This window comes from Acinetobacter sp. GFQ9D191M (assembly GCF_011174875.1).
GTDB lineage: Bacteria > Pseudomonadota > Gammaproteobacteria > Pseudomonadales > Moraxellaceae > Acinetobacter.
In genome coordinates this window covers 1-9,781 of the sequence record NZ_JAALGV010000099.1, presented here as the reverse complement: position 1 = coordinate 9,781, position 9,781 = coordinate 1, and the positions used below count along the sequence as shown (strand labels likewise).

General features: G+C 44.5%; 8 protein-coding genes and 1 pseudogene. 7 read left to right on the top strand and 2 right to left on the bottom strand.

The window, feature by feature from the left end; translation table 11 throughout:
- Nucleotides 1–45: 45 nt before the first annotated feature.
- From alr to G5T77_RS13850, 3 genes and pseudogenes are all read left to right on the top strand, one after another.
- Nucleotides 46–690: pseudogene (gene alr / locus G5T77_RS13860) on the top strand (alanine racemase); the annotation flags it as partial.
- Nucleotides 691–728: 38 nt separating this feature from the next.
- Entirely contained in the window at nt 729–1,091 is a 363-nt protein-coding gene (locus G5T77_RS13855) for a RidA family protein (RefSeq protein WP_034701622.1), read from the top strand.
- Nucleotides 1,092–1,243: 152 nt separating this feature from the next.
- Entirely contained in the window at nt 1,244–2,683 is a 1,440-nt protein-coding gene (locus tag G5T77_RS13850) for an amino acid permease (RefSeq protein ID WP_034701631.1), read from the top strand.
- A 54-nt stretch (nt 2,684–2,737) separates the two neighbouring features.
- Here the strand turns inward: G5T77_RS13850 and G5T77_RS13845 are convergent, their stop codons facing one another.
- Complete coding sequence (locus tag G5T77_RS13845) at nt 2,738–3,190, bottom strand: CopD family protein (RefSeq protein ID WP_004783286.1); 453 nt, start codon at nt 3,188–3,190, stop codon at nt 2,738–2,740.
- Nucleotides 3,191–3,213: 23 nt separating this feature from the next.
- Nucleotides 3,214–4,443, bottom strand: a complete 1,230-nt coding sequence (locus G5T77_RS13840; RefSeq protein ID WP_034701624.1) for a beta-ketoacyl synthase N-terminal-like domain-containing protein — start codon at nt 4,441–4,443, stop codon at nt 3,214–3,216.
- A gap of 275 nt (nt 4,444–4,718) precedes the next feature.
- On the opposite strand from G5T77_RS13840, the gene G5T77_RS13835 reads away from it, so the two are divergent.
- The 4 genes from G5T77_RS13835 (at nt 4,719) to fusA (ending at nt 9,669) form a co-directional block, all read left to right on the top strand.
- A complete protein-coding gene (locus G5T77_RS13835; protein WP_125278763.1) occupies nt 4,719–6,221 on the top strand; it encodes an EcsC family protein in 1,503 nt (500 codons plus the stop codon).
- A 155-nt stretch (nt 6,222–6,376) separates the two neighbouring features.
- The gene (gene rpsL, locus G5T77_RS13830; RefSeq protein WP_004783283.1) at nt 6,377–6,751 is read left to right on the top strand and encodes a 30S ribosomal protein S12; all 375 of its coding nucleotides are present in this window, start codon (nt 6,377–6,379) and stop codon (nt 6,749–6,751) included.
- A gap of 180 nt (nt 6,752–6,931) precedes the next feature.
- Complete coding sequence (gene rpsG, locus G5T77_RS13825) at nt 6,932–7,402, top strand: 30S ribosomal protein S7 (RefSeq protein WP_004783282.1); 471 nt, start codon at nt 6,932–6,934, stop codon at nt 7,400–7,402.
- A 131-nt stretch (nt 7,403–7,533) separates the two neighbouring features.
- The gene (gene fusA / locus G5T77_RS13820) at nt 7,534–9,669 is read left to right on the top strand and encodes an elongation factor G (RefSeq protein ID WP_159123545.1); all 2,136 of its coding nucleotides are present in this window, start codon (nt 7,534–7,536) and stop codon (nt 9,667–9,669) included.
- Nucleotides 9,670–9,781 lie beyond the last annotated feature (112 nt).

The window sequence follows — 9,781 nt, the reverse complement described above, 5'->3', positions numbered from 1 at the left end:
ATCTGCTAGTCTAGAGCCTTAAAAAATATTAAGCAAGTATGCTCCATCAGTCATATGACACATTTTTCCGATGCGGATGGCATGCGCCTTGGACAGGAAGGTATTGAACATCAATAGCTGGTCTTTACCGAAACCATTCAAAATCTGCCGGGCAAAACTTCACTCAGTAATAGTGCTGCCATTCTGCGTCATCATCAGCATATACAGTCAGACATTGTACGTAGCGGCATCATGCTTTACGGCAGCTCACCTGACTATCCCGCCCATACGATTGATCACTGGAACTTAAAGCCGACCATGAGTCTGCGTAGCGAACTGATCGCGATTCAGCAGGTTTGGGCAGGAGACAGCATTGGTTATGGCTCTACTTTTATAGTTGAGCAAGATATGCAGATTGGAATTGTGGCCTGTGGTTATGCGGATGGTTATCAGCGAATCACACAAACTGGAACACCAGTTTTGGTAGATGGGATTCGAACCCAAACGGTCGGTCGCGTCAGTATGGATATGCTGGCGGTTGATCTAGGTTCTGTACCTGATGCGCAGATTGGTAGCGAAGTTGTGCTGTGGGGACAATCCATACACGGCACAGTATTGCCGATTGATGAAGTGGCCGCGGGTTCGGGTACGGTTGGCTATGAGCTGATGTGTGCCATTACTCAACGTGTGCCCGTGCAGATTGAAAGCTAAAGATTAAACAAATATTAGAAATAAGAGAGGATAAAATTATGACGGAACATGCAGATATTCAGCGTTTGAACAGCAATCAGGTGATGAGTGCTGTCACCATTCACAATAAAACGGTGTATTTATCAGGGCAGGTGCCAGACAGCAGCAGTCTGGATATTCGTGGTCAAACGCGGGAAGTGCTCATGAAGATTGATCAACTCCTTAAACTGGCAGGTACAGACAAAAGCCGTCTGTTATCTGCACAGCTCTTTGTTAAAAACCTGGAAGACTTTCAAACCGTCAATGCACTCTGGATTGAATGGCTCGAGGGATGTGGCACACCAGCACGCGCAACCATTCAGGCGGATCTGGTGAATCCCGCCTGGCTAATTGAAATTGCAGTGATTGCAGCACTCCCTTAAGTTGCTTCAGATTTTTATATCTCCCAACTTGATTTTGTAAGCATATCAGGCCTGATCATTTAATCCATTAAATGAAACTGCATCTGCAATCAGGATTTCAGGAAGAAATCCGATCAGATAAGCGAAGGCTTGATGTGAAAAAGGAACCGAATATGAATACAGCCTCTTCTAAAGATGATGCATCATCATCTCCCCATGAATTACAGCGTAAGCTCTCTAACCGACATTTGCAGTTAATTGCCATTGGTGGTGCCATTGGTACAGGCCTGTTTATGGGCTCTGGTAAAACGATTGCACTGGCAGGGCCTTCAATCTTGTTTATCTACATGATTATTGGTGCCATGTTCTTTTTTCTGATGCGTGCATTAGGGGAAATCCTGTTATCTAATCTGCACTATAAATCCTTCATTGATATGGCGCATGACCTGATTGGTCCGGGGGCTGGCTATTATATTGGCTGGTCGTACTGGCTGGGCTGGATTCTGGTCGGTATTGCCGACTTAGCGGCAATTATCAATTATCTGAATTTCTGGCTGCCACCCGATATGGCTTTTACACCCATGGGACAGGCCATGATCAGTGCGGGCTGTGTATTGCTGGTACTGGGAATTAACCTGCTGACCGTGAAGCTGTTTGGTGAAATCGAGTTTTGGTTCGCCCTGATTAAAATTCTGGCGATTCTGGGCCTGATTGTGATTGGCGGATATATGATCTTCAGCGACTTCCAGGCACCAAGTGGATCGGCTGCCAGCCTGACCAATGTCTGGGCCTATGATGGTATGTTCCCTAAGGGCACAATGGGCTTTCTGGCTGGTTTTCAGATTGCGATGTTTGCTTTTGTAGGGGTAGAGCTGCTGGGTACGATGGCGGCTGAAACCAAGGATCCGGAAAAGAACTTGCCTAAAGCAGTGAATGCGATTCCTACACGGATCATCTTGTTCTATGTATTGTCTCTGCTGGTGATTATGTCTGTAACGCCGTGGGTAGAAATTCCTGCTGATCAAAGTCCTTTTGTGACTCTTTTCTTGCATGCGGGTATTCCCGTGTCAGCCATTATCATGAATCTGGTGGTGCTGTCTTCTGTGATGTCCTCCATGAATAGTGGCGTGTTCTCTACCAGCCGGATGCTGTTTGGTCTGGCACGTGATGGTCAGGCACCCCAGGCTTTGGCTGAGCTTTCAAGTCGTGCAGTTCCGGCTAAAGGTCTGTTATTTTCTTGTGCCTTTATTATGGCGGGTGCAGCTTTCCAGTATTTTGTGCCGAACACGATGGAAGCCTTTACGCTGGCCAGCTCACTCTGTGTGATTCTGTTTATCAGTATCTGGGGGCTGATTATGGTGTGTTATATCCGTTACCGTAAACAGCAACCTGAAAAACATGCCACTTCGACCTTCAAGATGCCAGGCGGAATCTGGATGTCCTATCTGGTGCTGATCTTCTTGTTCTTTGCCTTAGTTATTTTAAGTCTGGAAGCAGATACCATGAAGGCACTGATGATTAGTCCGCTGTGGTTGGTGATTCTGTTTACTACCTATCATACTTTGTATAAACCACGTCTTCGTAAACGTCAGCAAATTCTCTCCGGAGAATAAAGTGCAGACATAAAAAATCCCCGATCAATCGGGGATTTTTTATTTTAGGGAATTTTAGAAAGTAGGTTTTACCACCACTAAAATCACTACTGCAAACAGGATCAAGGTTGGCATTTCATTAAAGAAGCGCCAGAACTTGTGTGACTTGTAATGGGCATTTTCCATCAGTTTCTTACGATAATAACCACATACCAAATGGTAAATGACCAGCAAACCGACTAGGCCGACTTTCAGATAGAACCATAAGGCTTCATGGTAATGACGCGTTGCATCGCCCCAATCGACCAAAAAGTGTGCTGTGATCAGCGTAGCGACCATAGCTGGCCACATAATCCCGCGATACAGCTTGCGTTCCATAATTTCAAAGCGTTGATGACTTACGACATCTTCACTCATAGCATGGTAGACATAAAGCCGTGGCAGATAGAACAAAGCAGCGAACCAGCAAACCACAGCAATAATATGTAATGCTTTTACCCACAAGAAAGCATCAGAAGGAGCATCCATCAAGTCACCCTAAAATGGGCGGCTTAGCCTTCCCATTTTTTGAAAACGAGACAAGCATTTACGCCGCCGAAACCGAAACTGTTACTCATCACAGTATTCAATTTTGCGTCACGTTTTTCAAGTACGATATCAAATGGTTTTGCGCCTTCATCCAGTTCAGTCACATTGATGTTTGGTGCAATAAAGTCATTTTGCATCATCAGGATAGAGTAGATCGCTTCCTGAACACCTGCAGCACCCAGGCTGTGACCTGTCATAGATTTAGTCGAGCTGAGTGGAGGAACGTGACCTTCACCGAAGGCACGTGCCATAGCTTTAAGTTCAGTAACATCACCTGCTGGAGTAGAAGTACCATGTGTATTCACATAGTCAATTTTATCTACACCATGCTGTTTGGCTTCTTCTAGAGCCATCAGGATACAACGTGTTGCCCCTTCGCCAGATGGAGCAACCATGTCAGCACCATCAGAGTTAGCTGCATAAGCCACAACTTCAGCCAGAATATTCGCACCACGTGCCTGAGCATGTTCCAGTGACTCAAGCACCACGAAACCGCCACCACCAGCAATCACGAAACCATCACGATCTGCTGAATATGGACGAGAAGCTGTTTCAGGTGTGTCGTTGTATTTAGAGCACAGTGCACCCATCGCATCAAACAACAGGCTTTGAGACCAGTGATCTTCTTCACCACCACCGGCAAGCATTAAATCCTGTTTACCCAGTTGGATCAGGTTGTAAGCATAACCAATTGCATCAGCAGAAGTTGCGCAGGCGCTAGTAATCGAGTGTGCAATCCCTTGTAATTTGAATGCGACACCGACGTTTGCTGTAATGGTATTTGACATGTTACGTGGAACGAAGAATGGACCGACTTTGCGTGCGCCTTTTTCTTCCAGTAATTTTGTCATTTCTACTACAGAAGCTGTCGAGTTGCCACCTGAACCGCCCGCAATACCATAACGTGGATTATTCGCCAGATCTTCCTGTTTTAAACCTGCATGCTCAACGGCAGCCACGGCAGCATTGTAGGCATACATCGCACAAACGCCCATAAAGCGTTTCAGCTTACGGTCAATGCCATCAAAATCCTGTTCAGCAGCAGCGCTAACATGGCTCTTGAAATTCAATTCAGCATAAGTTGGATTAAAACGTGTTCCTGAAATCCCGTTTTGTAAAGAGTGATTCACATCCTCTAATGTATTACCAATGCACGAGTTAATACCCATACCAGTGATGACAACACGTTTCATCTACAGATCCTTATAGTTTATCTCTGGGGCAGCGGGAGATATTTGGCGTTGATAAGACTGCAAAATATAGCGCTGACCCCTATTTCACAATGCAGAACATCATAGCAGAAAGATTTTTGAAATCTTATGGCAAATGTTATGCCGTGTGACAGTAGGTTGAGTTTATAAAGTACTGTGTAGAGCTTTTACTAAATGAAACAGAATAAGGTTGAGATAAATGCTGACTACACCTAGTATTTATACCAAATACAAGCACGTGCATGCTGAGGTAAAAAATGGTAAATGCTAATAATAAACAATCTAATGGTCTGATTTCGAATGCCTTTGGAGTGGCGAAAAAGTTCAGTTCAACAGGTTTGGAGCTGTTAAATCATGTTGCACCAGATTCTGTGACTAAAACCTTCAATACCGATCATGCTGTTGATGGCTCGGCAAAAGTCAAAAGCCCTTTTGCTTCAAAAAAATATGAAAATCCCAAAGACATGCTACGCGAACATCTTCCAAATGTTTCCCGTCAGCTGCTGGGCCGTCGTTTTAATACCGTGAATAATGTCGCGCATTTTGTTTCTCCCCAGCTGGCCGACAAAGTATCTGACTACTTTTATAATCACCTGAATCAATTCAGTAACCAGATGAGTTCGGTTGATGCCATTCTGAATGAAGCAGGGGCGAAGGATCTGGAAGAACTGACTCAGGATACTACGCGTTCACAACGCATTTCTCAGGCGTTTGCCGAACAAAATAAATGGATGGCGACAGTACAAGGTGCGGTAAGTGGTGTCACTGGCGTATTGGGAACCGCGATTGATATTCCAGCTTCTTTATTGATGGCACTGCGTACCATCTATCAAGTGGGACGTTCTTATGGTTTTGATTTGAGCAAGGAAGACGATCAGGAAATCGTACAGCATATCTTTAGACAAATTGATCTCAGTCTGATTGCAGAAAAACAAGCACTCTTAATGGGGCTTAAAGCGCTGAGCAGTACCTTAAAGACACATGACCTGTCCCAGCTACAGACCATGCTCGGGTCAAGCAATGATATAGAAACACTGAAAAAATGGCTCAGTAATCAGGATGGCAGCATGAAGTGGGAATGGATGAACCATTTTCCGAAACTGTCTTTATTAGAGCAGCTAACCAAACTGACTCCATTGGCAAGTGCAGGGATTGGTGCAGTCTATAGCCATCGCTTTGTGAATGATGTGAACCAGAAAGCTCAAGAAGTATTCTCGCATGCTCGTCAGTATTTGCAGCAGCATCAGGATCTAGGTTTGTCGCCATATGCTGCCTATGAAAAAGCCGTTGACCTGCTCCAGCAGGCGACCCCGAAGCTGATGGAAAATCTTGATCATTCAGCCGCTGATAAAGATAAGCCAATTCTGGATAAAGAAATCCCAATTGAAGGCAATCAAACCATCAAGCAAGTCAAACTGGTTAAGAAAGAGCAGGAAAGCTTGAGCCCGGAAGAAGCTGAAGTGAAAAAAGATGAAAAGGTCAGTGAAGGTCTGGATGAATTGACCGATAAACTGGTTGAACATGCCGACGCTAGACAGGAACAAAAACCGGCTATTCCAAAAGATTCTTTTGATGCAGATGCAGCCCTAGAAGAAGAGCTCGGCTTGCAGGAAAATGACACAGAAATGTTACAGGCAGCCGCTGAAGAAGAGACGGATACAAACAATCCAGAAAACTCCGAGACTGCAGACAAACAAACGCAAGCTGAGGAAACTACGGAAGATGTTACAAAAAATGCTGCCACGAAATCGAAAAAATGAATGATTTTCACCATAAAATAAACGCTTAAAGTCGAGATGCGATCGTGTTTTGCCTGACTCCGGCATATTGACCGATTTTGCATCTTGACATACAATTGCATGCCCTCAAAAAGTAGTATTTTTTTGGGGCTTTTTATTAACGGGAGAATTGCCACATGGCAACAACAAATCAGTTGATCCGTAAGGGTCGTACGACTTTAGTTGAAAAATCTAAAGTTCCTGCGTTGAAGGCTTGTCCACAGCGCCGTGGTGTTTGTACACGTGTTTACACAACTACACCTAAAAAACCTAACTCAGCAATGCGTAAAGTTTGCCGTGTTCGCTTAACTTCAGGTTTCGAAGTTTCTAGCTACATCGGTGGTGAAGGCCATAACCTGCAAGAGCACAGTGTTGTTCTTATCCGTGGTGGTCGTGTTAAAGACTTACCAGGTGTACGTTACCATACCGTTCGTGGTTCTTTAGACTGTGCTGGTGTTAAAGATCGTAACCAAGCTCGTTCTAAATACGGTACTAAACGTCCTAAGAAATAATCTTTCGAGATTAAGCTCTTAGTTCGCTAGAACTGCAATCCTTTATCGTCTCGCTTGTCTGATTTCTGCATTTAATTTTGTGAAAATTCAAGCGACGTGTAGTAAGGCCAGCGAATGCACACGACACTTTGTGCTACTGCTGGATTAACCTGAAGTGTCATATTTATAGGTAGTTTTAAAATGCCAAGACGTCGCGTAGTCGCTGCTCGTGAAATCCTTCCGGATCCTAAGTTCAGCAGCCAAACAATCGCTAAATTCATGAACCACGTAATGCAAGATGGTAAAAAATCTATTGCTGAAAGTATCGTTTACGGTGCTTTAGACCGCGTTCAAGAAAAATCTAAAGTAGATCCAGTTGAATTTTTCGAGACTACTCTTGAAAAAGTTCGTCCTATGGTCGAAGTAAAAGCACGCCGTGTTGGTGGTGCTACATACCAGGTACCTATGGAAGTGCGCCCATCCCGTCGTACTGCCTTGGCTATGCGTTGGTTAGTAGATGCTGCTGCTAAGCGTTCTGAAAAAACTATGGCTTTACGTCTTGCTGGTGAGTTGCTTGATGCAGCTGAAGGTAAAGGCGCAGCGGTTAAAAAACGTGAAGATGTGCACCGTATGGCTGAAGCCAACAAAGCCTTCTCTCACTATCGCTTCTAAGCGGTTAAAACAGCCCCTATTCAGGAGGATGATGAGCCAGTTTTCGCTGTTTTGTCATCGAATCGCTTTAAGTTGCCCAGCAGCTTAAAGCGTCCTGTTTTAAACAACAAAATTTAGGAATGCAAGAAATCATGGCTCGTCAAACCCCAATTTCTCGTTACCGTAACATTGGTATCTCAGCGCACATTGACGCTGGTAAAACAACGACTTCTGAACGTATTTTGTTCTACACAGGTGAGAGCCACAAACTAGGTGAAACTCACGAAGGTTCGGCAACTACGGACTGGATGGAACAAGAGCAAGAACGTGGTATTACCATTACTTCAGCAGCTGTAACATGCTTCTGGAAAGGTATGGGCAACCAGTTCGAACAACACCGTATTAACGTTATTGACACCCCAGGACACGTTGACTTCACAATCGAAGTTGAGCGTTCTATGCGTGTTCTTGACGGTGCGTGTATGGTTTACTGTGCTGTAGGTGGTGTACAACCTCAGTCTGAAACTGTATGGCGTCAAGCGAACAAATATAAAGTTCCACGTATTGCGTTCGTTAACAAAATGGACCGTACTGGTGCGAACTTCTTCCGTGCGGTTGAACAAATGAAAACTCGCTTGGGTGCTAACCCAGTGCCAATCGTTGTTCCAATCGGTGCTGAAGAAAACTTCCAAGGTGTTGTTGACCTTATCGAAATGAAAGCGATTATCTGGGATGAAGCATCTCAAGGTATGAAGTTCGAATATGGCGACATCCCAGCTGACCTAGTTGATACTGCTAATGAATGGCGTACAAACATGGTTGAAGCAGCTGCGGAAGCATCTGAAGAGCTTATGGACAAATACCTTGAAGAAGGTGATTTGACGAAAGAAGAAATCGTAGCTGGTTTACGTACGCGTACGCTTGCAAACGAAATTCAACCGATGATGTGTGGTTCGGCGTTCAAAAACAAAGGTGTTCAACGTATGTTGGACGCAGTAATTGAATTCCTTCCAGCGCCGACTGACGTTGAAGCAATCAAAGGTATCTTAGACGACAAAGACGAAACTGAAGGTTCTCGTGAAGCGTCTGATGATGCACCGTTTGCTGCGTTAGCGTTCAAAATCATGAACGACAAATTCGTTGGTAACTTAACGTTCGTACGTGTTTACTCTGGTGTTCTTAAAGCGGGTAGCCCGGTTTATAACCCAGTGAAAATGAAACGTGAGCGTATCGGCCGTATCGTACAGATGCACGCAAATGACCGTCACGACATCGAAGAAATTCGTGCGGGCGACATCGCGGCATGTGTAGGTCTTAAAGATACAACGACTGGTGATACATTATGTGATGAAAACCACGTAATTACACTAGAGCGTATGGAATTCCCAGAGCCAGTAATTGCACTTGCAGTTGAGCCTAAAACTAAAGCTGACCAAGAAAAAATGTCAGTTGCTTTAGGTCGTTTGGCGAAAGAAGATCCATCGTTCCGCGTACGTACTGACGAAGAATCTGGTCAAACCATCATTGCTGGTATGGGTGAGCTTCACCTTGACATCATCGTTGACCGTATGAAACGTGAGTTCAACGTTGAAGCAAACATTGGTAAACCAATGGTTGCTTACCGTGAAACGATCAAAAAATCTGTTGAACAAGAAGGTAAATTCGTTCGTCAAACAGGTGGTAAAGGTAAATTTGGTCACGTATACGTACGTCTTGAGCCAATGGACCCTGAATCTGGTAAAGACTACGAGTTCGCTGAAGAAGTTGTCGGCGGTGTAGTACCGAAAGAATTCTTCGGTGCGGTTGACAAAGGTATCCAAGAACGTATGAAGAATGGTGTCCTTGCTGGTTACCCAGTAGTTGGCATCAAAGCGACATTGTTCGACGGTTCTTACCATGATGTCGACTCTGACGAATTATCGTTCAAAATGGCGGGTTCTTATGCCTTCCGTGACGGTTTCATGAAAGCAGATCCTGTTCTTCTTGAACCAATCATGAAAGTTGAAGTAGAAACTCCAGAAGACTACATGGGCGATATCATGGGTGACTTAAACCGTCGTCGTGGTATGGTTCAAGGTATGGACGATCTTCCTGGCGGTACTAAAGCAATCCGTGCTGAAGTTCCACTTTCTGAGATGTTTGGTTACGCAACTCACATGCGTTCTATGTCTCAAGGTCGTGCGACTTACTCTATGGAATTTGCTAAATATGCTGAAACTCCACGTAACGTGGCTGAAGGCATCATTGCTAAGTTCCAAGCTGGCGGCAAAAAAGGTGACGACGAGTAATCTTTCGATTACTATATTGCCTAACTAAATTTATAGTTAAAATCTAATACTCATGCAGGTTTACTGCATGAGTAATCTACAAAGGAAGATGAACATGGCTAAGGCTAAGTTT